Origin of the sequence: Caballeronia sp. LZ062, from assembly GCF_031450785.1 — a bacterium.
GTDB lineage: Bacteria > Pseudomonadota > Gammaproteobacteria > Burkholderiales > Burkholderiaceae > Caballeronia.
Genome location: NZ_JARTWB010000002.1, coordinates 2,536,455 through 2,560,922, shown reverse-complemented (window position 1 = coordinate 2,560,922; position 24,468 = coordinate 2,536,455). Strand labels below are relative to the sequence as shown.

Sequence of the window (24,468 nt, the reverse complement as noted above, 5' to 3'; positions counted from 1 at the left end):
TCAATGGTAGAGGCCCCAGAAAAGAAGCGCAATGCAACGCGGGCTCAACGAGGGAGATTACCTAACTCACTGGCCTGCGGGCGGGGTTTTACCTTCCGGAAGACTTTCCGTCTGTTCGTCTGCGCCCGCCGCTGCCTGCAATGATGCCGATGCTGCCGCCTGCGACGCGCGCAGGTCCGCAAGCATGTTGCAGAAGAGCGCGCCTTGCTCGATGGCGTCGTCTAGCGCGACATGCGTATGCGGCAAGTCGTCGAACCAGTGCTTCGGCAAGCGCGGCTTGATCGCCTTGCGATACGGCAGGCCGGTGATGGCGAACGCGAGCGTCTTCATGTCCAGCGCCGACCATGAGAACGGGCAGCGTTGAGCGAAGCGCATCATGTACCAGAACATATGCGTGAAGTCGAAGCCCGCCGGATACGCGACGAACACCGGCTTGCCCGGCAGCGCCTCTACCCATTCGACGTACTGCACCAGCGCGACTTCGGGCTTTTGGAGATCGGTCCGGCACGCGGCCCACGCTTCGGGCTGCGTCTTCCACCACGCCGCCTGCACCGGATGCGGCGCCGCGCCCTCCAGCGTTTCGAGGTTCGCGGAGAACGTCGCGATGAGCTGCTTATCCGCCGTGTAGGCTGCCGAGGCGAAGCTCAGCATCGAATGCGGTCCGGGAATGGGACCGTCCGCTTCGACGTCGGTGCTCACGTAGATTTCGGGGATCGCGTTCATGCGGCGACTCCGTCGCGCACGAACGGATTGCTGCGGCGTTCCTCGCCGAACGTCGAAGCGGGGCCGTGGCCCGGAACGAAGGTCACGTCGTCGCCAAGCGGCCAGAGTTTCTCGCGGATCGACCGGATAAGCTCGTCGTGATTGCCGCGCGGAAAGTCCGTTCGGCCGATGGAGCCTGCGAAGAGCACATCGCCCACGAATGCGAGACGATGCTCGCGGCTAAAGAAGATGACGTGTCCCGGCGTGTGACCGGGACAAAAGCGCACTTCGAGCGTCTCATTGCCGAACTGCACGGCTTCGCCGTCTTCGAGCCATCGGTCGGGCGTGAAGGCTTGCGCGTTCGCAAAGCCGAACCGCTGCGACTGTGCCGGCAACTGATCGATCCAGAACGCGTCTTCCTTCTGCGGACCTTCGATCTGCACGGCGTAATGATCCGCCAGCGCCTTCGCACCGCCGCAATGGTCGAGATGGCCGTGCGTCAGCAGAATCTTCTCGACCGTCACGCCTTGCCGATCCACCTCCGCGATGATCCGCTCTATGTCGCCGCCCGGATCGACGACAGCTGCGCGCTGCGTCGCCTCGCAGACGACGATCGAGCAATTCTGCTGAAATGGCGTGACAGGAACGAGAGTGACTTTCATTGGGCTGTCCGGGCTACAGATGCCTGTAAAAACGTTCATTGTACCGGTGGCCCGGGACACATGAGGCCTGCGCGCGGTCGCTCAAGAAGGCCGACGCGATCGGAAATTCTTGCGCTCATAGGCAGAATCAATCACGATTTTCGCAGTCAGGGCGGCTAGACCCCGCTTTTTTTGTATAATGGGCTCACTAGTGCATGGATTTGGCCATGCCGTCAATGGGCGAGTGCGACAACGCCAGTGCGTTTTTACAATCGCCATCAGTAAGCTGTTAGGGGCCAAAAGCCTCGCAACTGCAACTCAACGCACCTTCTCGTAGGTGCACACGTCTTGTCCAGCCGGGCGCTGCGCGTCCGTCCGATGGCCTTTGCCGCCGTCACGCTGGATGGGGCCTACGCCGCCGTTCCTGCGCCGTCTCGTTGTCGAGCCGGGCACGAACGTGATGCCACGTTCGATGGCGGCATGTGGGGTCTGGTCAGGCTGCCGGGGACAGGTTGCGCCAGACGTGAACGATAACCGGGCGTTTGCGGCATGAGTTCGCCGCATCCGAGCATCAGTCCGCCGTTCGTCAAGTCGAACGGCGCGCTGCTTTGCACGGCAAAGCCTTTGGCTGCCAGACGCGCGCTCACGAGCGCGGCGCGGCGGCCCTTTTACCGTTGGTAAAACCGCCTATGAATGCTCGATTCATTCGACATATCGCAAGCCTTCTCGCAGTCGGCGTCCTGGCAGGCTGCGCCGCGCCCGGCTCGGGCGACGTCGCGTCATATCATCAGACCACGCCTTCTATCAGCACGGCAAGTGCCCGCTCGAATGCGCCGCTTGCATTCGACACGAATCTCAGTTCGGTCCCGGCCGACAACGCGAACAAGAGCCAGTCGCTCTCCGACGCGCAGCCGATCTCGGACGGTCCGGAGGTCGGTACTTTCGAGCAGCAGGGCAAGGCGTCGTGGTACGGCCGCTGGTTCCATGGCCGCAAGACCGCAAGCGGCGAGAAGTTCGACATGCACGCGATGACCGCCGCTCACCGCACGCTCCCGCTGGCGTCGTGGGTGCGCGTGACGAACGAGTCGAATCACAAGACCGTCGTCGTGAAGATCAACGATCGCGGGCCTTACGTGCGCGGCCGGGTGATCGACCTGTCGTATGCTGCCGCCGCCGCGCTCGGAATGCGCGGCGCGGGCACGCAGAAAGTGAAGATCGAAGGCCTCACGCAGCAGGAAGCGCGTGCGGCGCGCGAGCAGTCTCAGTCGCTCGCGGACGACAGCGTGAACTGAGCGATTCCCGCGTCTTCCACTTGAAACGGGCCGTCATGCGACGGCCCGTTGTCATTCCAGCGCCGGCTTGCTGAGCCGCAGCGCCCGTTCGTAAAGCGCGTTGCGCGGCGCGCCCGTGAGCGTCGCCGCGATCCGCGCCGCGCTCTTCACCGACAACTCTTCCAGCAGCGTGAGCAGCAGCGCGTCGTGCGCGTCTTCCGCGTCTTCCGCTTCGGGCGCGCCTTCCACGACCAGAACGAATTCGCCGCGCTGCCGGTTCGCATCGCCTTCGAGCCACGTTGGCCCTTCGGCCAGGGTGCAGCGATGCAGGCTCTCATGTAACTTCGTCAATTCGCGTGCAATCAGAAGCTGTCGTTCGCCGCCGAACGCATCGGCGAGCGCGCGCGTGGTTTCGACAATGCGATGCGGCGCTTCGTAGAAGACGAGCGCCATCGGAAGATTCGCGAGCGTGCGCAATTGCGAGGCGCGCTGCTTCGCCTTCGATGGAAGAAAGCCGACGAACGTGAAGCCGTTGACCCACGCACCCGCCGCGCTCAGTGCGGTGACGACTGCACTCGGCCCCGGGAGCGGAACGACTGGCAAGCCGGCTTCGCGCACGGCATCGACAAGACGCGCGCCCGGGTCGGAAATGCCGGGCGTGCCTGCATCCGAGACACATGCGACGCGCTCGCCGCTGCGCAGATGTTCGATCACGCGCTCGGCCGCGCTGCGCTCGTTGTGTTCGTGCACGGCGATGGACGGCTTCGAAATGCCATAGCGCGCGAGCAATTGCGCGGTGTTGCGCGTGTCTTCGGCGGCGATGCGGTCGACAAGCCCGAGCACATGCAGCGCGCGCACGGTGATGTCCGCGGCATTGCCGATAGGCGTCGCGACGACGTATAGCGCGCCCGCCGGGTACTGCTGCCCGGCGGCCAATTCGGAGATTTGCAGCATGTGCGCGGGCGGGTGAAGCGAAAAGAAGAGAGGACGTCATTTTGCCACGCGCGCTTCGCCTGCCTGCCGACAACTTTCGTGAGGCACATATGTCCAAAACGCTCGGCGACGCATTCGAATCACGCGCGCTCGACTATCTCGAGCGGCAACGCATGCGCCTTGTCGCGCGAAATGTGCGCTGTCGCGGCGGCGAAATCGATCTCGTCATGATGGATGAACGCGGCGCGCTGGTGTTCGTCGAAGTGCGCGCGCGCAGGAGTCGCCGGTTCGCGGACGCAGCCGCGAGCATCGGCGTCATGAAGCGTGCGCGTCTCGTGCGCGCCGCGCAGCACTTTTTGGCGACGTGGCGCGGCGCGCTGCCCGCGTGCCGCTTCGATGTGATCGCCTTCGACGCGGGACATATTCGCTGGCTGCCCGATGCGTTTCGCGCGGACGAGTCATAGCGTGCGGTTCGGCGCAGGGAGCATGCGGTAAACTGCGCAGACTCAACGCCGGAACGCTCGCCCGCGCATTGCGCGCGCCTCGCGTCTCACGCCATACGCAACGAACGCCGCATCGCGGCCGAACACCGAGAGTCGATGTCAGTCGAACGTATCCAACAGCATTTCCGCGACAGCGCCGCGCTCACGCTCGAAGCACTCGATACGCTCGCGGTTCCCATTGCGGCCGCCGTCGATACGCTGTTCAGCGCGCTCGCCAACGGCTCGAAGATTCTGGTGTGCGGCAACGGCGGTTCGGCAGCGGACGCGCAACGCTTCGCGTCCGCGCTTATCGGCCGCTTCGAGCGTGAGCGCCCCGGCTTGCCGGCTATCGCGCTGACCACGGATTCCTCGATTCTCACGTCGATCGGCAACGACTATGCGTTCGAGCAGATCTTCTCGAATCAGGTCCGCGCGCTCGGGCAGGCCGGCGACGTAATGCTCGCGATTACATCGTCGGGCAATTCGGTGAACGTGCTTGCCGCCGTGCAGGAAGCGCACGAACGCGAGATGGTCGTGATCGCACTGACCGGCAACGGCGGCGGCGTGATGGCCGAGGTGCTGGCCGACACCGATATTCACATTTGCGTGCCGTCCGAGCGGACCGCGCGTATTCAGGAAATTCATCTGTTGACCATCCATTGCCTGTGCGACGGCATCGACGCGATGCTGCTGGGCGAAGACTGAATCCACAAAGGGGAACGGAGTTGATGAAGAAGACACGCGTCAAGGCGGCGCTGGCTCAAGCCACGCTGACGGTCAGCCTCTTGTCCGGCGTCGCGCTGACACTGCAGGGATGCGCACTCGCCGTGGTGGGCGCGGCGGCGGGCGGCACGCTGATCGCCACGGATCGCCGCACGCTCGGCGCGCAGACCGAAGACCGCGAGATTCAAGTGAAGGCGCTTTCGCGGATCAAGGACAACGTGTCCGACCAGGCGCACATCAACGTGACGGTGTTCAACCGGCGCGTGCTGCTAACGGGCGAAGTGCCCGACGACGCATCGAAGCAGAAAGCCGAAGCTGTCGTGCGCGATATCAACAACGTTGGCGGCATCGTCAACGAACTGTCGGTGCAGCCAGCTAGTTCGCTGTCGTCGCGCGCCAACGATTCGTATCTCGAAGGCCGCGTGAAGACCGCGATGGTCGGCGAGAAGGATCTGTCGACGAACTACTACAAGGTCGTGTGCGAGCGAAGCATCATCTATTTGATGGGCCTCGTCACGCAGGACGAGGGCGCGCATGGCGCGGATGTGGCGGCGCGCGTGTCGGGCGTCGAGCAGGTCGTTAAGGTGTATCAGTACATCAAGCCGGAAGAAGCGAAGGCGCTCGAAGCGGCAGCCGCGTCGGGCGCGAGCGCACCGACGGCGCCTGCTGCTGCCGACGCGACGGTGGGCACGGTGCCGGATTCTTCCGTGACGTCGCGACCGCTCGATGTCCAGTCGCCCGCGCCTGTCAAGAACTCGGATGTGCATCCGGGCGGTTCCAGTTCGGCTAAGTGACGGTGCATGAAGATGGTTGAAGGAAGATGTGTTGTGGTGGCCGCGTTGTTGGCGGTGTCGGGTGCTGCTTTTGCGGCGGATCAGCCGGTTTCCTCTTCGAACGCAATAGCGATTGCGCGCAGCAATGCGTGCATGGGCTGTCATGCGGTCGATCGTAAGCTCGTGGGGCCGTCTTTCCAGCAGGTCGCGCAGAAGTACAAGGGCGACGCTCAGGCGAGCGCGAAACTCGCGAAGAAAGTGAAGGATGGCGGCAGCGGCGTGTGGGGCTCGATTCCCATGCCCTCGCATCCTTCGATGAACGACGGCGACATCAAGACCGTGGTCGCGTGGGTGCTGGCGGGCGCGCCGCAGAAGTGATCCGTTATCCCGTAGCTGAGGGGCTTGCTTGCTGACGGCTTGGCTGTGGTAGAATCGCGGTTCGTTGGGGGGGTAGCTCAGCTGGGAGAGCGTCGCGTTCGCAATGCGAAGGTCGGGAGTTCGATCCTCCTCCTCTCCACCAAGAACATTTCCAAAGTAGTCCAAGAATGTCCGTAAACCCCGCAGCCGATAAGGCTCGCGGGGTTTTTTCTTTCCTGCTCCGTCCGAGCTCGTCCGTTGACATCTGCCCCCACCGGGGGAAAACTCCTGGGGCAACCACTCATCCAACATAGGCAGTATTCCCGGAATGCCGCTAGCGGAAGCCATCATCAAGGGTACGAGGGCCGCTGAGGAGCCGAGGGAGCTGTTCGACAGTGGTGGCCTGTACCTGCTCAATGCACCGGGCGGCGGCAAGCGCTGGCGGCTCAAATGCCGGTTTGGCGGCAAAGAGAAACGCCTGTCGTCCGGTGCCCACCCCGAGGTGACGCTTGCGGCAGCAAGGAAGCTGCGGGACGAGGCTCGGGCTTTCCTTGTCGCGGGAGTTGATCCAAGTGAGGTAAGGAAGCAGGAGCACGCGACCCTTCCGGACGAAGCCGCCCTGACTCGATGCCGCAATGCGCTTTTCCTTGGACAGCGACGGGCGCTGTCAATTCGACTCAGCGCCCGTCGCATGAACCGTAGCCCATCGGAACCAGCCCAGCTTCGCGCCTTTTTGGATGCAACGCGTGGTGTAACCGTCAAGGAATGAAAATGGCATTGACCGACGTGAATGTTCGAAACGCCAAGCCAAGGGACAAGCTTTATCGTCTATTCGATGAGCGGGGCATGTACCTGGAGATTTCGACTACGGGGGGCAAGTGGTGGCGTCTCAAGTACAGATTTGGGGGCAAAGAGAAGCGGCTATCTCTCGGCGTCTATCCCGACGTGGGTTTGAAGGAAGCGCGCGATCGTCGGGATGAGGCTCGCAAGCTCCTTGCTAAAGGTGTCGATCCAAGTATTGAGCGCAAGGTGCAGAAGGCAGCAACGATCGAGCGTGCTGCCAACAGCTTTGAAGCTGTTGCCCGCGAATGGTTTGCCCGGCAGGCGCCGGGCTGGGCCGCTAGCCACTCTGACAAAATCATGGGGCGCCTAGAAAAGGACGTGTTTCCGTGGCTCGGTGGCAGGCCTATAGCAGAGATCAAGCCGCCTGAAGTCTTGGCGGTGCTACGTCGGGTAGAAGCACGAGGTGCGCTCGATACTGCCCACCGTGTTCACCAGAATTGTGGTCAAGTCTTCCGTTATGCGGTGGCGACCGGGCGGGCGGAGCGCGATATTAGTTCTGATCTGCGGGGGGCGCTTCCGCCTGCGCGGCACACACATTTCGCGTCCGTGACGGAGCCGGCCGAGGTTGCGAGCCTATTGCGGGCGCTCGACGGTTTCAAAGGCACATTCGTCGTACAGTGTGCGCTGCGTCTCGCGCCGCTGCTGTTCGTCCGTCCGGGCGAGCTGCGCACGGCAGAATGGGCGCAATTCGACCTCGAAAAAGCGCAATGGCGCTACACCGTCTCCAAGACGAAAACCGAACACCTTGTGCCTTTGCCGACTCAAGCCGTTGCGATGCTGCGTGACCTCTACGCTCTTACCGGGCATCGTCAATACGTTTTTCCTGGGCGTGACGTCAAAAAGCCGATGAGCGGTGCAGCTATCAACGCGGCGTTACGGCGTATGGGCTTCGATACCAAAACTGAAATCACCGGGCATGGGTTTCGAGCGATGGCACGTACCATTCTTCATGAGCAATTGCGCTTTCCCAGCGAGGTCATTGAGCATCAGCTTGCTCACAAGGTTCCCGACGCTCTCGGATCGGCATACAACCGTACGAAGTTCATCGATGATCGGATCGTGATGATGCAGCGTTGGGCCGACTACCTTGACGAACTGAAGTCTCGCGATAGCGCGGTTTCAGTTCAAGTTGGCGAAAATGAGTATGAAAATTAGAAAGCTCTACTTTGCGATAGATTTCAGCAATTTGGATTTAATGACGCACGCACGGAAGATGTTTGGCAAGATGCGGAAGCTGCTGAAAGATGCGGACCTAGTTAGCTTCCAGATCTCGGTGACGCTTTACCGTGAGGGCATCGACGAACCGAGAACGATCTCCATGAAAGGGGCGCGCTCCGCGAACGGCGCTTGGATCACGCGTTTTACACGAGATCTAGAGTCCGACCTGCCTGAATCCCCAGAGGCTCTAAGGAGCAGATTCTCCCGTGCGCAGGAGGCCGTGCGCAGCTATATCGTTGATAATGAGCTGAGCGAGGACTGGATCGCAATCGAGGCGGAGCTCAGAGAGGCGATGAAATCGGGGGGTTCTGTGGATGCCCTGGAATACCACGCGCAAATCCCAGTTCGAGCCATCGCCAACTACGGCAATGACGCACATCTTTACGCGCCGCTCATGGCGACCGCTTACTTGATCGAAGGTACCGATGCGTTGGTAAGAAACGCTCTGGAGCACGCTTCGTACTGCGTTGAGCGCGCGCGCTATTGGTCTAGCTCGGAGATGCTGATCCCAAACCCCCGCCATCGTTTTAAGGAAAGAGCCCGCGCGGGCGGACACGGCAAGGCGGCTAACTATGAGCCCGTCAAGGCGAGAGTGATTGAGTTACTTACGGAGCTGGAGCCAGATGGCGGCTGGATTTCCGGCCGGGAAGCCATTGACAGAGTGGCAGATGAACTGGCGGGAAAAGCATGTGTCCAGCTTGTAGAGGGTTGCGGTATGGAGCCCTCCAACCTGCCGAGAACGATTGGGGGGTGGGTCAAGGAGCAACCGGAGAGATTCCGGTACCGCATCAGGCCCAAGGCTTAGCCTGGCAATAGCCGTTGGCACAGACCTGCCGTTAGCAAAGCGGTGCCGGTGCGGCCAATAAAATTGCTGGGCTAGTCCGAATTCAGGATTCCGTTCGGATTCTTCTGACGATCCTCGCACTTCGTTGGAAGGCGGCAGCCCTACATCTCTGAGGCCGCGCGGCGTTGACGCACCCAGCGTACCTCAACCTTGGTGCGCGCCCGCGTCGGGGGCGCCGCGACCAGTGCATCGCGGCTTGGCCGCCAGTGGCGGTGCCGGCCAAACATCATGCTCTAAGTTTGCATCAGCGGACAGGTCAGCTTCGGCTGGCCCGTTTGCTTCGACGCGCGCAACGCGGCTGCACTTCTGTGGCCGCAAGCCCTGATCTCCCCGACCCGGAGGTGCGCCGCAGCTCTCCAGTCCCCCTTCCACGGTTCATAACCCTTCAACGGAAGGGTTTTTATGCCCCGAATTTTTCTTTTAGCAGACGCGTAGAGAGGATGGAGCTGCATCCCTACGATGGCGACATCGATCGATGCAGTGCAGTGAGGCAAAGATCGGTACAGGCAGGACAGGAGCGGCGCAGGTCGTGGTGGCTGCGGAGTTCCGCTGATCTTCAACAATGAGCTGCAGCACTGCCAACGCGCGAGCGCGCGGACACGCTGCTGGCCATCGAAATGATGGGTGTTACATGACACTGAACGAAATACCGCCTGTTCTCAGCGTGAAAGAGTTTTGCCAGATCATCGCCAAATCTAGATCGTGGGCTTACGCGGAGTGGAAGAAGACAGATAGCGATCTCCCTAAGCCCTTCAAGATCGGCTGCGCAACGCGCATTCTAGGCGAAGCGACGGCTTGTTATCTGAAGAAGAAAGCCTCTGCGTGAAGGAGAAAGACATGAGCGACGAGAAGACTATGCGCGATGAACAGCTTGGCAGCGACGGTCGATCTGAGAAATCCCATGACGGCTGGGATGCCCTGCTAGCGGACGACAAGGAAAGGAAGGAGACGATCCTTGAAGAGCACTTCCGCAAGGCATTCGAGCGCTTCGAGGCCGGCGTGAGTCTGGCACGGATACGTGTGAATTACGAAAAGCTCGGTGCGAAATATTCACCTGCAACATTCCGGAAGAAATGGAATGAACTGGTGGCGAGACACACCGAGCAGGTCTGAACAATTCTGAGGCACTTCGGTGCCCCACGTTTGGGGGGATTGAGAAAGTGAACAACGGTTTTAACCAAGCGCCGCCTCTCTATCCGATCAATGCCTTTCCGGCGGAGATTGAGGACGCAATGTATGAAGTGATGAACAAGGTCAAGTCGCCCGATGCACTGGTTGCAACCTCCTTCCTGGCGACGATGTCGATCGTGTGTCAGGGCTTGATTGATGTGAAGCTGCCAATCGGGCAAATAAGCCCGGTATCGTTGAACGTGCTCGTCAAGGCCGAATCCGGTGAGCGCAAGACCGCTACCGACAAGATCGTTGGCGCCCCGATCTATGCCCATGACGAAGCCAGTGTCGGCCAGTATGAACACGATCTGCGTCAGTACAGGTCCGACTACAGTTTCTGGAAGACGGTCGAGTCGGCTATCAAGGGCATTATCGCGAAAGCCGTCAAGGAGGGTGGCAGCGTAGACGATCTGCGCATGAGGCTCGATCAGCACTTGAAGGAGGAGCCGGTCAAACCCCGCTCGCGCCGGTTCATTCACCAGAACGCGACGGAAGCTGCGTTGATGCACATCCTGGAAGGCGAAGGGCGGTCCATTGCCATCGCCTCTGATGAGGGGGAGGTCGTGTTCAAGGGCGGTCTGATGAATCGCGCTGGGCTGCGCAACAAGGGTTGGGATGGAGCACAGCTGCTGGTGTTCGACCGGGTAAGCACGGGCAGCATCATCGCGAGGCAGCCGCGCGTGACGGTGAACATTATGGTGCAGGATGCGGTGCTCGATGTCTATCAGCAGGATCGCGGAGCCGTCGCGCGTGGGTCGGGCTTTTGGGCGCGATACCTTGTCGGTGCACCAGACTCGACCCAAGGATTCCGGTTCATCACCTACATTGACGAGGAATGGCATCACTTGCCAGCCTTTCATTCACGCGTTAAGGAACTGCTGGATCGGTACGACTCGATGATGAAGTCAGGTGAGGTCAAGCGGCAGGTCATCGAATTTGACCCGGCAGCAGCGGCAGACTGGATCAGGATGGTGAACGTTACGGAAGGCATGATCCAGCCTTGGCAGTATTTGAGCGACATCCACGATTTCGCATCGAAGGTCATGGAAATCGTGAGTCGTGTCGCAGCGCTGCTGCACTTCTTCACGAGGCAAAAAGGCCGGATCACGCTCGATACGTTCAATCGGGCGAAAGCCATCGTCGAATGGCATCTGCACGAGTACAAACGCCTATTTTCGCCACAGGCCATGACTCCAACGATGTTGGAAAACATGGTGGCCGTCGAGAAGCACCTGTACTTCAACTACTGGAAGGTGGGGTTGTTGAATGTCGGCAAGAATCAGGTGCTTCGGAATGGCCCCAACCATTTGAGGAGCAAGGGGCAGCTTGAACCCGTCATTCACGCTATGACGGCGCAAGGCCGGATTGGCCTGTTCAAGGACGGCCCATCGAACAGAATCATGATTGCACTGAACCCGAACTACTTCAATTCGCTGATGTACCAATGATCAGAACGCCACCTTCGGGTGGCATTTTCTTGATGCGGCCTGTGTCGATTTTCGTGTCGACTTCCGCGACTGTCGCAGATGTCGCTACGAATCAAGGCTGGCTATGCTTTCTGTGGGCGCCAGAGCTGAGCCCTGTTGCCCGTTTCATGGAATCCTGTTAATCCCACAAGTTCCCGTGGTTTGTCGACTGCCTGCTGCAGCCTTAGCCTGCAGCATTTATGCAGTCTTGTCCAGATAGACCAGCGAATCTCAGTACAGCAAGTTGACGCAACTAAATTCTTACTGCGTGTGTACGTATGCACATAAGGAACATGACAAGAACGCAAGCTTCTTTGGACTGTTGTCGATTGAATCGTGGTGAACGTCGTGTGATTGCAGTGGTTGCTACTTATGCTTCTAATGGAATAGATAGTGTTAGAAAGCAAACTATATGGGAGAGCATGGGTAAAGACGCAAGTACCTTCTGACACGAGTGAAGTCTCGATCGATTCGAGTTCATGTCACGTAGAGGCAGGGACACTTGAGCAGGATCCCAGGCATATCAGTCAACGACAAAAAGGAGGTCTCAGATTCGTCGCTAGCTGAGCATTGCTAGCAGACAATTCAGCAATACGACGAACAAAAGACCTAACGTCAACAACCGTCACCCATGGTGACGACACATCATTACTCAACCATGCACGAAATCACCGAAGACCAGGAAGCGCTGGAGGTCATCGCTCACCTCGACGAGCGGATGAACCTCGAAGAAACAAACATCAATGGTCGCAGCACCTTTGTCATCCACCAGGGCTATGGGTCACGACATCTGTTCGGTATCGAGAAGTTCGTGAAAGCAATCCAGAGAGGATGGAAGGGAGGGTTCATTGAAAAGACAGCGCGCTACAGCGGGAGAAAGACGATCCATGAGCTATACCTTGGCAAGAAATACTATCGACTGTTGAACGACTGGATCGAGCGGTATTCGGACCAGTACCGTTATTCAGCACGAGTCGAAGTGTTCTACAGCGTATGCAAGGCGATGGGATTGATTGGCCAGCAAAACTTCCATTTCGAAGAGCCGGGCGAGATTGCCCGTGCTGACGGAGCGAGGTCCATGGACGCGTTCAACATGCTGATCGCAGAGATCAGCATGCGTTGTGAGTCACGTGAGTTTAAGGAGGAGGAGCGTCTCCGCCAGTTCAATACGAAACGCAACGAGGAGAACGTACTTGCAATGGAAGAAGAGATGTTCGAGGCGAAAGGCCGGTGGTTGGTGCTCTCGTTGACGTTACGCTACAAGCCGAAATATCGTCGCTGGATCACACCGGAGACTATGCAGCAGCACCGGGACCGGCTCTTCGCCGCACGTCGCTTCAACAAGCTCATGGCAGGTATCAGGAACTACGTCTGGGCAATCGAACAGGGACACGACACGGGACTGCACCTGCACGTCATCCTGTTCTATTCAGGCGAACACAACCACGACGAGTTCATCGCGAAGCAGATCGGTGAATATTGGGTTGATGTGGTAACCGAAGGCAAGGGCGACTACTGGAACAGCAACCGGGCCTGGCTAAAGAAGCGCTACGAGAAGTTTGGCCACGGTATCGGTGTCGGCCAAATCGACTGGAGCGATACGAAAAAGCGTGAGGCATTGCGCAAGAACCTTGTCTATCTCGCGAAGGCGGAACAATATCTCATGAGCTGGAGTGTCGAACGTATCCGCACGTTCGATATGGGACAGGTGCCGAAGAAGTTAAAGTCGGGTCGCCCCCGCGCGGAGTTGCAACAGCAAGAAAGTGAAGTCGGTGAGAGCCATCAGTTCATTGGTGGTCGAAAAGACGAGCAACCGCCTTGCTGATTACCTGGAGCGATGTGATGCTCGCTATAAGTGCACGGTTCACTGCCGCTTCGCTCAGGTCGTCGTGTGAACGTGCCCGTAGCTGCTGTGATGCAGGAAGCGTGGATGACGACACGAAGCCTGTCGAGCACTAGTCGATGACAATGCTTGCCCCGATGTGTAGTCGGAAGCTGAACTCGGTGAAAAATGCCTTCTTCGTCTCGTTATCAATGACGGCAAATTTCGGGTGCCTGCGGTTACAGGCGAAAGCCTTACGGGAGCGAAATTGTCCCAGATCGCCGGCTTCCGGTACGAGGAAGCGAAGTGTTGACCTGAGTTGTTCGATTGCGCCACTTTGCCATGCATTCCGCTGGTTCTTGAGTTCGACTAGGTACAGGTGTCTGTCTGTGGTCAGCATGCCGTCGCATCTACCTCGGCCTTCTTCCTCACCGTCCTTGATCACGCATTTATCGATTGCGGTGAACGTGACGGCTACCTGCTGATGATTGAGTACCGTTGCAACCCAATCTGACGGCGTGGTGGTTGCGACATATGCGACACCGCCGTTCTCGTCGTCGCAGATGCCGAAAGTTGCGTGGGCGAACGGACCTTGCTGGCAATTCGTGTCGAAAAATTTCACGCACCAAGCTCCTGCTCAATGTCAAGGAGGTCATCAAATAGGTCGTTGCCTTTCATGAGCTGGAGGTTCAGATAGTTCTGGTCCGACGGAATGCCGTCGGTGGTCGCCAGCTTTTGGATCGATCCTGTTATTTCGTCGGACTGGTAAATCGATACATCACGACCATCTACTAGCGCGTTCAGTGGAACGACTTGGCCGAGTCGGTCAAGTAATCCGGGGGCTGAGCCTCGTTCTTCGATCCGCTGGCGAAGAAAATGGCCTTGGATCGCGATACTGAAAAAGTTGACGATGTACGGGCTGTGTGTTGTGAGTACAAGCCGGTTGGCAGCTGCTAAATTGTTCATTGCAAGCAGCTGGGTAATCACAGCCCATTGCGACGTGGGAAACAGGTTCTGCTCGGCTTCCTCAATAATGTTCACGAACGCCGTCTTGTTGAACTTCGACGAGATCGTGGAGATCGCGGCCCGTCTTTGCTCCTGAGTCAGTGTGTCATTGCCGGAAATATCGGCAATAAGGCTCTTGAAACGGTCGAGCTGCTCCACACTCATCGGCTCTGCCGTGCCCTCGGATGCCTGCCCGGCATTCGCCTTGACCTTATGGGCGAGACTATGGCTGACTAGAAACAGTGGCACGGCGGACTGAAATCCACTGGATGCGTCGGTCAGGCGAAGTTTGTACGCATTATCACGGATGCTGAGCGTGTCGTTCCGCTTGTCGTATTCAAGCTCGGCGTCATTGATGGGGAGTAGCAACCGACCGCGCAATTCTGTTTTCGCCTTCTCGAATTCCGACAGAAACTCCTTTAGGGAGTCAGAGGACAGTTTCAACTCCTTGGGGTGCCTGACATATGAAATGAAGTTCCGTTCCGCAGGCACGTACATAATCTGCGGCAATTCGTACTTTGAGCGCGGCCGGCTCTCTTCGAAGCAGACGTATCCGTCGGCTAAGGTGATTGAATACGCATCGCCTTGGTACTCGAGCGTTGCTGGCTCATTGCCTTTCGGCGGCATGTAATTTTCAAGACGATGGTATTTCAAGAACTGATGCTGGAGCCGATTCTTGCGCTCAAACCACTTCTTTTCATAGTCGCCGCGCACAAGCGCCTTCTCGATCCAAGCGAAAGTCGAGAACAGCTTTGCCAGCGTACTTTTTCCCGAGCCCTGGTTGCCGACGAAGATTGTGACCTTCGTCATCTCGAGCCACCCGTCGTTCTCTTCTCGCCCCTGACGAATCGGGCCGAAGTTTCTGACACGCATTCTCGGCATTGATTTCCTCCTGGTATGCCTGGCTGCCGATTTTGATAGCTGGCGCAGATAGTTGGCGACCGTCATCCCGGATGGTCCTTGGCCTGCGGCTGTGGTGACTATTTTACCCGTTGCCGGATGCTGGCCGGACGCCAGACACGGTCTGTTCTTGAGCCAATCTTAACTTCTGGTTCCTGCGAGGGGGTCCAGCGCTAGATTGAGGGGGAATGGGAGCCTTGAGCGCAGCCCAGGTCTGGAGGATGCAAAAATGATCGGGAGCCGCGGCGGCACCAGACGAATAGCTCGCCTGATGCCGTAGCCGCCTTCTCTGCCAGCGTTCTCTTCCATCTACTCGTTTGTTAGCCCGCGGACGCGCTGTCCTCACCGATCTGATCGCAATAGAGTCCGAAGGCGCAGGCCTTCGGACTCTATGCCGGTCGCCCGTCGATTCAAAAAAATCTCAGTTCTATATCACCTCCATGTGCAGAACTAGGCCTGTCTTCGGTTCTGCCTCCTGCAAGTTTCCCGCGCATCCACCAAGGAGGAAGTCATGATGCTACCCATCAATTCACCCATCGATACCCTCATCGCATTTGCCATTGTGTTTTTGTCAGGAGTGCTGTCCACAACGACCATCCTCGAATACATCGACCGGCTCAAGGCCGCGGCTATGCGCCCGGCGTGCGGCGCCTGAACGTCGTCAATCACGAACATGGAGAAGTTTCCCAATGACCCAATGTCCAAAGTGTGGCTCGGCTCGCATCGAGATCCGTAACCACGCCAAAAAGGTCGGCGGTGCGATTGGCACGGTGGCCGGCGCCGCGAGCGGTGCCGGAGCCGTACTCTCAGGCGCCGAAGCGGGTGCAGCTGTCGGCTCGCTTGCTGGACCTGGCGGTGCGCTAGTGGGCAGCATTGCTGGCGCGGTCATCGCCGGCCTGCTCGGTGCGGCTACCGGGTGTGCCACAGGCATCGCCGTCGGCGAAGCTATCGACACGAACGTGCTCGACAACTACCGGTGCTGCTCATGCGGGCATACGTTCAGCGTGCATCGTTGACCGGCGCAGGCGTCACGCACCCGGGCCTTCCTTTGCCTGCGTAGGCGTCCCGCCGCACGGTTCATCCGTCTTTCCATTTCTCTCGTTCCCCTTCTTTCGATTCTGTCAGGCAGCCTGGTTCCGACCGGGCGGTCTGCGTTCATCCTTTTTCTGGAGTTCACCATGCATCTTGTCCAGACCATGGCGTATGTCAAGGAAGCCCCGTGGCACAGGCTGGGCAACCAGCTTGCGCAGAATCAGCCGCTCGAAGTGTGGGCGGAGCAGGCCGGCATGAACTGGAGCATCGAGGAAGCCGAAGTGCGCTTCGTCTCGGGCAGCGCCGGTTCGAACCTCGGATCAATCCATGCGTATCCCGATCAAAAGGTGCTGTACCGCTCCGACACTAAAGCACCGCTCTCGGTTGTCTCCAGCCGCTACCAGGTCGTGCAGCCGTCTGAAATCCTGGAGTTCTATCGGGACCTCACGGAAGTGGGCGGCTTTGAACTGGAGACGGCCGGCGTGCTCAAGGAGGGCCGCAAGTTCTGGGCGCTCGCCAAAACCGGTCACAGCGCAACGCTCAAGGGACGCGACCGCGTGAACGGCTACCTGCTGCTCGCCACAGCCTGTGACGGCACGCTTGCGACGACCGCGCAATTCACGTCGGTGCGCGTCGTGTGCAACAACACGCTCGCCATTGCGCTGGGCGACATCACGGGCGCTGTCAAGGTGCCGCACCGCAGCCAGTTCAATGCGGATGCTGTCAAGCGGCAACTGGGCATTGCTATTTCCTCCTGGGACGGCTTCATGGCGCGCATGAAGGCGCTCTCGGAACGCAAGGTCAGCACGGAATCCGTGGAAGCGTATTTCAGGCGCGTGCTTACTTATCACCCGGGCAGCACGACTGAGCGTCCGGTGGCGGCCACCAATGACAGCGCCGTGAAGGCCGTGAATGAACTGTTCGCGGGGCGCGGAAAGGGCGCGGAACTGGCCTCGGCGGCGGGCACTGCGTGGGGGCTACTCAACAGTGTCACCGAGTACGTCGACCACGAGCGCCGTGCGCGCAGCCACGATCACCGGCGCGATGCCGCGTGGTTTGGCGCAGGCGCTGCGCTCAAGCGAAAGGCGTGGGATGAAGCGCTCAAACTCGTTGTCTGACTCCCACGGTCGTCTGCTGTCACCCACATTTTTCTATCTCGTTCATTTGCACATCCCGGTCGAGCTTGCGCTCGCCGGGCCTTATGCCGTCAGGAGCATGACATGTCACAAGCGATACCAGGTGAGAGCTCTACGAGGATGCCACGCGCATTACGTCTCGTCGAGACCCGCAACCTGTGCCGTGCCGACTGGTTGCAGGTCCGCAGGACGGGCATTGGCGGTTCAGATTCGGCAGCAGCCGTTGGTTTGAATCCGTACAAAAGCCAACTGGAACTGTGGCTCGAAAAGACGGGCAGGGACGCGACGCTCGCAAGGCCCGACCCGCACGATACGACCGAGCCGGTGTACTGGGGCGCGCTGCTTGAACCAATTGTCGCTGCCGCCTACACGCACCAGACCGGCAACCGCGTGCGCAAGGTCAATGCAGTGCTTCAGCATCCGACGATCCCGTGGATGCTCGCCAATCTCGATCGGGAAGTCATCGGGGGGCTGGACGTGCAGATCCTCGAATGTAAGACGGCTGGTGAGTTCGGTGCGCGCCACTGGCGCGAGGGCGTGCCCGAGTACGTGCAGCTTCAAGTGCAGCACCAACTGGCCGTGACAAGCAAGCGTGTGGCGCACGTTGCCGTGCTGCTATGCGGCCAAAAGCTTGAAATCCATCGTGTCGAACGAGACGACGAACTGATTGCGCGGTTGATCCCGCTCGAGGCGCAGTTCTGGCAGTACGTCACGAGCGACACGCCACCGCCGGCGGATGGATCGGAATCGGCGGATCGCGCATTGAGATGTCTGTATCCAGGTGACGCTCGTACCGTGGATTTTACGGACGACGGGCGGCTGTCAGCCGTGTTTGCTGATCTGGTAGCCGTCCGCGCTGCAATCGACAAGCAGGAGGCGCAGGAAGCGTTGCTCAAGCAGACGATCCAGCAGGCCATGGGTGATGCGTCGCGCGCGATCTTCGAGACGGGCGAGGTCTCGTTCAAACGCAGCAGGGATTCCTCTGCGGTAGACGTGAAGCGCCTGGTTGCCGATCACCCGGCCTTTGCCCAGCAGTACGCCATCACCAAACCCGGCTCACGCCGGTTCCTTGTCTCGGTCTGAGGCACGTTGACATACAGGAGAATCACCATGCTCAAAGGACTTGCGATTACGCCGCCCGTGGTCGGGCGCATCTCGATTGGAAGAGTTGTCGAGAAAAACGGCAAGCGTCTGCCGGAAACGGACGACCAGTTCACATTGACGACGCAGGTTCAAGGGCGCGATGGCTGGATGCTGCACCCGCTGAACGAAACGCTGCGCAAGGCAACGACGGGTAAGCTGCGCGCTATTCCCGTGCGCATGCTGTTCAATGACCCGGACCTGAACCTGCGTGCCGACTATAGCGTCTTTGATCGTGACACGGGGCGACCGGTGTGTGTAGGCAACGGCGAGACGTGTATGCGGATGACCCGAGAAGGCGTCCAGCATCAGCCGTGCGCATCGCCGGACGGATGTACATTCGGAAAGCAGGGAGGCTGCAAGCCCTACGCGCGCCTGAACGTGACCATCGGCGACGATGACGAGCTGGGCTCGTTCATCCTGCGCACGACCTCGTACAACTCGATCCGCACGCTCGCCGCGCGCCTGCATTACTTTAGTGCCGTGTCAGGCGGACTGCTCGCGTGTTTACCACTGGAACTGAAGCTGCGCGGCAAGTCAACTACGCAGAGCTACCGCTCGGCGATCTACTACGTGGACCTGGGTGTACGCGCGGGCAGCACGCTAGAGGACGCCATTGCGCAGGCGCGTGAACTGGACGTGCGTCGCAAGGCAGCGGGCTTCGATCAGTCGGCGCTCGATGCCGCTGCGCGTGTGGGCTTTGCAAACGGCGCATTTGAGGATAGCCCGGAGGAAAGTATGTCCGTGGCCGAGGAGTTCTATCCGGGTGGCGACTCGATAGACGGCTCGACCAGCGGTAGCCCACCAGCCGGCGGACCTGGGCAGTCACAACCGTCTGAAGCAGCAGACGCAGCAGACTTGCGCTCGTCGCTGCGCGACCGACTGGCGCGCAAGGCGGCCCTGCTGGGAGGCGAGGGCACATGACGCTCACCTCTCGCTGGGCGTTTGCGCTAGCGGTTGTGGCTACAGGCACGGCGTTGTGTCTGTCGGTGCTGGCGGGCTGGCAGCGCGGCGGCACGTTGCCGGAGCGCCTCGTCTGGGTCGCGCTTGGCATCGTGCTGGTTGTCAGCGCGCACCTCCTGCCAGCGCTGGTGCGAGCTGCGCCGCCTATTGTGCGTCTCCTGGCCGCCGCGTTATGGGCGGCCTGTATGGCGAGTGCGTGTTACGGCCACGCAACGTTTTTTCTGCTTGCGCAGCAACATGCGGGTGAGTGTTGATAGGCGCGCAAAACTGACCCACTTCCGCTAGAAATTTGCATCGAAAGTTGACCCACATGTTCAACTTCCCGCTTGGACGCCAAGCGGGAGAACGGAGTGATAACCGTGAGCATGTTGGCCAAGATTCGGCGGATGCATTTCCGCGACGGCGTCCCGCTGCGGGACATTGCGAGACAGACGGGGCTCTCAAGAAACACCATTCGACGCTGGCTGCGCGAGCCGTCGACCGGTGAGCCGAAGTATCCGAAACGCGTCAATAACAGCGTTGTCGACCCTTGGTCCGAGCAACTGCGGTTGTGGCTGCTCGCCGACACCAAACGTCCAAGACGAGAGAGACGTTCGGCGACTCAGATGTATGAGGATTTGCGCGCCTCCGGCTACGACGGCAGTTACGACCGCGTATCAGCGTTCGTTCGCAACTGGAAGAAGGAACGCGATGCCGGAGCGCAGCGTGGCGCCTTCGTGCCGCTCGCGTTCGAATACGGCGAAGCGTTCCAGTTCGACTGGAGCTGCGAGTACGTCTTCATCGGTGGCCTCAGGCGACGAGTGGAGGTCGCGCATCTGAAGCTCGCCGCGAGTCGCGCCTTCTGGCTCGTTGCCTACCCGACCCAAAGTCACGAGATGTTGTTCGACGCCCATGCACGAGCGTTTGTTGCTCTCGGTGGCGTCCCTCGTCGCGGCATATACGACAACATGAAGACTGCTGTCGACAAGGTCGGACCTGGCAAGGAGCGCGCTATCAATGCGCGGTTTCACGCGATGTGCGGTCATTACCTGTTTGAGCCGGAATTCTGCAACCGAGCCGCCGGCTGGGAGAAAGGCATCGTCGAGAAGAACGTTCAAGACCGGCGCCGACAGATTTGGCACGATGCAATCGCGATTCGGTGGGAGTCGCTTGAAGTTCTGAACATATGGTTGGCCGAGCGATGCCGACAGGCGTGGAAGGAATTAAAACATCCACAGTGGCCTGAACTAAGCGTCGAAGAGGCTTTGGCAGACGAACGTCCACGGCTGATGCAAATGCCGAAGCCGTTCGATGGCTACATCGAGAAGCCGGTGCGCGTGTCGCCCACAAGTTTGGTACACCTCGACCGAAACCGTTACAGCGTGCCGACCGAGTACGCACATCAAATCGTCAGCCTGCGCTGCTATCCGACTTATATCAGCCTGGTCGCCGACGGCATCGAGATTGCCCGCCATCCGCGCAGCTTCGACCGCTATCAAACCTTCTACGACTGGCGCCACTACATCGCGTTGGTGGAGCGCAAGCCCGGCTCGTTGAGAAACGGTGCGCCGTTCTTGACGATGCCCGAACCGATGCTTCGACTGCAGAGACACCTGTTGAAGCAGACCGGCGGCGACCGCGTGATGGTGCAGGTCCTCGCGGCGACTCCCATCCATGGGCTGGAGGCTGTGTTAGTGGCGGTTGAGCTAGCGCTCGAATCTGGGCGTCCGAGCGGTGACCATGTCCTCAACATCCTTGCGCGGCTAAAAAGCCCGTCGGCTCGACCAGGCGATGTGGTGAGAACGGCAATCACGCTCAAGGTCGAACCGGTTGCGGATGTTCACCGATACGAGCGGCTTCGCGTTCGCAACGAGGAGGATGGTCATGTCGAATGAAACCGCCGCATTACTGAAGTCGTTGAAGCTCCACGGTATGGCGCAAGCGTGGCCCGAACTGCTCGCGCAGGCGCGTCACAACGAGTTCGAGCCGGAGAAGTTCATGCAGATGTTGCTGAAGGCAGAAACAGCCGAGCGCCAGGTGCGGTCAATCAACTATCAGATGGCCGCTGCGCGTTTCCCTGCTCACCGCGACCTCGCGGGCTTCGACTTCGAGCAAGCGAGCGTCGATGAGAGCCTCGTTCGCGAACTCCACACCGTACGATTCTGCGAATCGGCGCAAAACATCGTGTTCATCGGCGGACCCGGCACGGGGAAGACGCACCTTGCGACGTCAATCGGAATCGAAGCGATACAGCACCACGGCAAGCGGGTTCGATTCTTTACCACCGTCGAACTCGTGAACCAACTTGAAGCTGAGAAGGCCGCAGGCAAACCGGGACAACTCGCGAATCGGCTGATGTATGTCGACGCAATTGTGCTGGACGAACTCGGCTATCTGCCATTCACGCAAACCGGGGGCGCACTGCTGTTTCATCTGTTCTCGAAGCTCTACGAGCGCACGAGCATCCTAGTTACGACTAACCTAAGCTTCTCCGAATGGTCGAACGTATTCGGCGACGCGAAGATGACGACTGCGCTGCTCGACCGCCTCACACACCACTGCCACATAGTCGAAACAGGCAACGACTCCTGGCGCTTCAAAAACAGCACGGCGGGGCAGCCCGCATCGCGGGCTGCAACCCGAAAAAGCTCACCCAAACGACAAAAAGAGGAGGAAATCGACGCACCGAAATGACGTTTCTGCACATCAGGGGTGGGTCAGTTTTAGATGCAAAAAGTGGGTCAGTTTCCGGCGCAAATCAACAGGTGAGGCACGCTCGAAGGCCGTCGCTGCAATTGTGCCGATCGCGCCATCCGTATCCGGTCGCAGCCTCACGGTTGTCATGGCCGAGCGGGTCGCGATGACGCGTCAGCTCCAGTTCGCGGCGCTGCAGCGTTGTCCCCGCAACTGTTCGTCGCTCCAAGCGCGGCGCGTCCTGCTTGCAGCTAGGCTTGATGCACTTGACGCCGAAGCCGAGGACATTCGCCGAAGTCAGGCGGCGGATGACTTGGTCACGGCGCAGCGCGACGCTCTGCGGGCAGATCCCGTCACGGTGCGGCTTGCCGCGTTACTCGGTACGGGCGTCACACGACTCGATCTGCTTGCAGGCCTGATGTTCGCCACCGTACTGGAGGGCTTGGCCTGCCTGCTGTGGGTGCTCGCACTCGAGTCACGTCACGCAGTCACGGAAGCGACCATCATCTCACCAGTCTTGACCGTACCCGTCGTGCCGCCCGTCACAACGCCAGTCATGGAGTCCGCCACGAAGCCGGTCCGAGAAACGGCGACGGCGAGTCACGAATCGCCTCCTACTGCTTACGTCGCCGAACATGATCGTGATGTAGGAGCTGTAAGCGATGCTCCCGATGTGGAGCTCGCACGTCTCGCCACCGAGGTTGCGGCAGGGCGCGTGAGAGCCACCGTTGCCGATATTCGGCGGCATCTAAGCTGTTCGCACGCGAGAGCGGCGGCATTGCGGCGCCAACTTGCCGAACGTAGCGCAAAGCCATAGGCCGGGCGTCACGCCCGCTTCATCAGTCCCCGTATTTTCTTCGCTTCCACCGCTTCGCATCCGGCTCTGCCGGAGGCAGCCACACGCCCGATATCTGGAGCAACCGACATGAACTCACCTTCCCTCCGCCTCTTCCACCCGCTTTTTCGGCCCGGTCGCATCTTCGTGTCGCCGGCCGCGCTGCAGGTCTTACGCACGGCCGGTGTCTCTCCCGTCGAGCTGGTGCTGCGACACGTGAGCGGCGACTGGGGCAACCTTTCTGACAGTGACCGTCGGCAGAATGAACTGTCGGTCGAAGCCGGGCTGCGGCTGCTGTCAAGCTATGATTTGCCGACCGGGCAAAGCGTGTGGGTTATCACCGGATGGGATCGGTCAGCCACGACCATTCTGGTTCCCGACGATTCTCCATCGAATGTCATTGCACACGCTGGCGGGGCATAACGTAGGGCAGCGCGCTCCGAGTGGGCGCGCTCTTGCAGCTGCCAGAGCTTTTTTTTTGTGGGCTGAGCGCCTTCGTATGAGACCGGTCCTAATCAAAATGCGATGGATAAGTGCTGTGCGAAGAGTTAAGATGCGCATCCGAAGCATGCCATGACCTACCAACGATGCGTACAATTCGAATGAGCCATTTCGGATGCTGATCGAACAACTTGCCGATTTGACCCAGCCGCAGCGTGATCGCCTTGCATTCGTGGAGTTGCGCATCCGTTTCATCGGAGAGATTCGTCGACAAGACTTGGTTTCTAGGTTCGACATCCAGTCGGCTGCCGCGACCCGGGATCTTGCCCTGTACAGAGAGCATGTTCCTGGAAACATCGATTACGACGCTAAGGCAAAGGCATACGTCTTGGGCGACGGCTTTCGTCCAATGTTCGACTTCCCGCCAGAGCGCGTATTGTCATGGCTTACCCAAGGCTTCGGAGATGGTGAGCCACGGTGTATCGATGCTTGGGTTACGAACGAAACTGCCTCACGGATCACACAGCCGGATCTAAGCATTCTAGCTAGCATCACGCGGGCCATTCATCAGAAATGTGTGCTCAGAATCGAGTACCACTCGATCTCCGATGGACGCACGCAACGCGAGATCGTGCCCTTCGCCCTAATCGATAGCGGTCTTAGGTGGCACGTTCGCGCCTTCGATCGTAAGTCACAGGACTTTCGGGACTTCGTGATCACGCGCATCAAGTATCCGAAGGTCTTGAAGGGCGAGAAACCAGCGCCACACGAACTCAGTGACCAAGATATTCAATGGACACGCATTGTTGAGGTGGAGTTGGTGCCACATCCCGACCAGCCTCGACCTGAAATTACTGAAAAGGACTACAGCATGCGCGACGGCGCACTGCGGATGAAGCTACGTGCTGCCACGGCCGGATCCATCTTGCGCAAGTGGAGCGTCGACTGTTCACCGGACCACTGCCTGCGCGGCCATGAATACCGTCTGTGGCTGAAGGACCACCTTAGTATCTACGGCGTGAAGAGTGCCGTTTTGGCGCCGGGTTACCGCTCCGATCAACAGCGGATCGATGTCGACGCCAACTGAATACCACGACT

General features: G+C 59.5%; 26 protein-coding genes, 1 tRNA gene and 1 pseudogene. 23 read left to right on the top strand and 5 right to left on the bottom strand.

Features of this window, described 5'->3' with window-relative positions; translation table 11 throughout:
• Positions 1–66: 66 nt before the first annotated feature.
• The gene (locus tag P9239_RS18015; RefSeq protein ID WP_309753280.1) at positions 67–723 is read right to left on the bottom strand and encodes an exonuclease; all 657 of its coding nucleotides are present in this window, start codon (positions 721–723) and stop codon (positions 67–69) included.
• Positions 720–1,364, bottom strand: coding sequence for an MBL fold metallo-hydrolase (locus P9239_RS18010; RefSeq protein ID WP_309753278.1), 645 nt, complete (start codon positions 1,362–1,364; stop codon positions 720–722). Before P9239_RS18010 ends, P9239_RS18015 begins: the two co-directional genes overlap by 4 nt.
• A gap of 668 nt (positions 1,365–2,032) precedes the next feature.
• Here P9239_RS18010 and P9239_RS18005 point away from each other — a divergent pair.
• Positions 2,033–2,635 carry a septal ring lytic transglycosylase RlpA family protein gene (locus P9239_RS18005; protein ID WP_309753276.1) on the top strand — a complete coding sequence of 201 codons (603 nt, stop codon included), beginning with the start codon at positions 2,033–2,035 and terminating at the stop codon, positions 2,633–2,635.
• A 51-nt stretch (positions 2,636–2,686) separates the two neighbouring features.
• On the opposite strand, the gene rsmI is transcribed toward P9239_RS18005, so the two are convergent.
• Complete coding sequence (gene rsmI / locus P9239_RS18000; RefSeq protein ID WP_309753274.1) at positions 2,687–3,568, bottom strand: 16S rRNA (cytidine(1402)-2'-O)-methyltransferase; 882 nt, start codon at positions 3,566–3,568, stop codon at positions 2,687–2,689.
• A gap of 89 nt (positions 3,569–3,657) precedes the next feature.
• On the opposite strand from rsmI, the gene P9239_RS17995 reads away from it, so the two are divergent.
• The 12 genes from P9239_RS17995 to P9239_RS17940 all read left to right on the top strand — a co-directional run bounded on the left by P9239_RS17995 (position 3,658) and on the right by P9239_RS17940 (position 13,248).
• Positions 3,658–4,011: a YraN family protein gene (locus tag P9239_RS17995; RefSeq protein WP_309753272.1), complete on the top strand. Its 354-nt coding sequence runs from the start codon at positions 3,658–3,660 to the stop codon at positions 4,009–4,011.
• Between the two features lie 135 nt (positions 4,012–4,146).
• Positions 4,147–4,734, top strand: coding sequence for a phosphoheptose isomerase (locus P9239_RS17990; protein ID WP_309753270.1), 588 nt, complete (start codon positions 4,147–4,149; stop codon positions 4,732–4,734).
• 23 nt (positions 4,735–4,757) lie between these two features.
• Positions 4,758–5,546 (top strand): BON domain-containing protein, encoded by a 789-nt coding sequence (locus P9239_RS17985; RefSeq protein WP_309753268.1) that lies wholly within the window; start codon positions 4,758–4,760, stop codon positions 5,544–5,546.
• 6 nt (positions 5,547–5,552) lie between these two features.
• A complete protein-coding gene (locus P9239_RS17980) occupies positions 5,553–5,903 on the top strand; it encodes a c-type cytochrome (RefSeq protein WP_309753265.1) in 351 nt (116 codons plus the stop codon).
• A 66-nt stretch (positions 5,904–5,969) separates the two neighbouring features.
• Positions 5,970–6,045, top strand: a tRNA-Ala gene (locus tag P9239_RS17975).
• Positions 6,046–6,210: 165 nt separating this feature from the next.
• Entirely contained in the window at positions 6,211–6,651 is a 441-nt protein-coding gene (locus P9239_RS17970) for an Arm DNA-binding domain-containing protein (RefSeq protein WP_309753263.1), read from the top strand.
• Between the two features lie 2 nt (positions 6,652–6,653).
• Positions 6,654–7,880, top strand: a complete 1,227-nt coding sequence (locus P9239_RS17965; RefSeq protein WP_309753261.1) for a phage integrase central domain-containing protein — start codon at positions 6,654–6,656, stop codon at positions 7,878–7,880.
• Positions 7,870–8,748 carry a hypothetical protein gene (locus P9239_RS17960; RefSeq protein WP_309753259.1) on the top strand — a complete coding sequence of 293 codons (879 nt, stop codon included), beginning with the start codon at positions 7,870–7,872 and terminating at the stop codon, positions 8,746–8,748. The genes P9239_RS17965 and P9239_RS17960 overlap by 11 nt, the downstream gene beginning before the upstream one ends.
• A gap of 670 nt (positions 8,749–9,418) precedes the next feature.
• Positions 9,419–9,613: a hypothetical protein gene (locus P9239_RS17955; protein ID WP_309753257.1), complete on the top strand. Its 195-nt coding sequence runs from the start codon at positions 9,419–9,421 to the stop codon at positions 9,611–9,613.
• 11 nt (positions 9,614–9,624) lie between these two features.
• Complete coding sequence (locus P9239_RS17950; protein ID WP_309753255.1) at positions 9,625–9,900, top strand: hypothetical protein; 276 nt, start codon at positions 9,625–9,627, stop codon at positions 9,898–9,900.
• A gap of 47 nt (positions 9,901–9,947) precedes the next feature.
• Positions 9,948–11,405 (top strand): YfjI family protein, encoded by a 1,458-nt coding sequence (locus tag P9239_RS17945; protein WP_309753254.1) that lies wholly within the window; start codon positions 9,948–9,950, stop codon positions 11,403–11,405.
• Between the two features lie 676 nt (positions 11,406–12,081).
• Positions 12,082–13,248: an inovirus-type Gp2 protein gene (locus P9239_RS17940; RefSeq protein WP_309753252.1), complete on the top strand. Its 1,167-nt coding sequence runs from the start codon at positions 12,082–12,084 to the stop codon at positions 13,246–13,248.
• Between the two features lie 130 nt (positions 13,249–13,378).
• On the opposite strand, the gene P9239_RS17935 is transcribed toward P9239_RS17940, so the two are convergent.
• The gene (locus tag P9239_RS17935; protein WP_309753250.1) at positions 13,379–13,867 is read right to left on the bottom strand and encodes a hypothetical protein; all 489 of its coding nucleotides are present in this window, start codon (positions 13,865–13,867) and stop codon (positions 13,379–13,381) included.
• A complete protein-coding gene (locus P9239_RS17930; protein WP_309753248.1) occupies positions 13,864–15,198 on the bottom strand; it encodes a hypothetical protein in 1,335 nt (444 codons plus the stop codon). Before P9239_RS17930 ends, P9239_RS17935 begins: the two co-directional genes overlap by 4 nt.
• Positions 15,199–15,661: 463 nt before the next feature.
• Here P9239_RS17930 and P9239_RS17925 point away from each other — a divergent pair, with 463 nt between their 5' ends.
• From P9239_RS17925 to P9239_RS17880, 10 genes and pseudogenes are all read left to right on the top strand, one after another.
• The gene (locus P9239_RS17925) at positions 15,662–15,805 is read left to right on the top strand and encodes a hypothetical protein (RefSeq protein WP_309753245.1); all 144 of its coding nucleotides are present in this window, start codon (positions 15,662–15,664) and stop codon (positions 15,803–15,805) included.
• Between the two features lie 208 nt (positions 15,806–16,013).
• A complete protein-coding gene (locus P9239_RS17920) occupies positions 16,014–16,166 on the top strand; it encodes a hypothetical protein (RefSeq protein ID WP_309753243.1) in 153 nt (50 codons plus the stop codon).
• Positions 16,167–16,328: 162 nt separating this feature from the next.
• On the top strand, positions 16,329–17,300 hold the full coding sequence (locus tag P9239_RS17915) for a DUF932 domain-containing protein (protein WP_309753242.1): 972 nt from the start codon (positions 16,329–16,331) through the stop codon (positions 17,298–17,300).
• Between the two features lie 102 nt (positions 17,301–17,402).
• A complete protein-coding gene (locus tag P9239_RS17910) occupies positions 17,403–18,401 on the top strand; it encodes a lambda-exonuclease family protein (protein WP_309753240.1) in 999 nt (332 codons plus the stop codon).
• A gap of 27 nt (positions 18,402–18,428) precedes the next feature.
• Positions 18,429–19,382, top strand: a complete 954-nt coding sequence (locus P9239_RS17905) for a phage capsid protein (RefSeq protein WP_309753238.1) — start codon at positions 18,429–18,431, stop codon at positions 19,380–19,382.
• Positions 19,379–19,669: pseudogene (locus P9239_RS17900) on the top strand (hypothetical protein); the annotation flags it as partial. The gene P9239_RS17905 and the pseudogene P9239_RS17900, both read left to right, overlap by 4 nt.
• Before the next feature lie 111 nt (positions 19,670–19,780).
• A complete protein-coding gene (istA, locus tag P9239_RS17895; RefSeq protein ID WP_309748522.1) occupies positions 19,781–21,295 on the top strand; it encodes an IS21 family transposase in 1,515 nt (504 codons plus the stop codon).
• Positions 21,279–22,094: an IS21-like element helper ATPase IstB gene (istB, locus tag P9239_RS17890; protein ID WP_404980189.1), complete on the top strand. Its 816-nt coding sequence runs from the start codon at positions 21,279–21,281 to the stop codon at positions 22,092–22,094. The genes istA and istB overlap by 17 nt, the downstream gene beginning before the upstream one ends.
• A 925-nt stretch (positions 22,095–23,019) precedes the next feature.
• A complete protein-coding gene (locus P9239_RS17885; protein WP_309753236.1) occupies positions 23,020–23,352 on the top strand; it encodes a hypothetical protein in 333 nt (110 codons plus the stop codon).
• A gap of 193 nt (positions 23,353–23,545) precedes the next feature.
• The gene (locus tag P9239_RS17880) at positions 23,546–24,457 is read left to right on the top strand and encodes a WYL domain-containing protein (RefSeq protein ID WP_309753234.1); all 912 of its coding nucleotides are present in this window, start codon (positions 23,546–23,548) and stop codon (positions 24,455–24,457) included.
• Positions 24,458–24,468 lie beyond the last annotated feature (11 nt).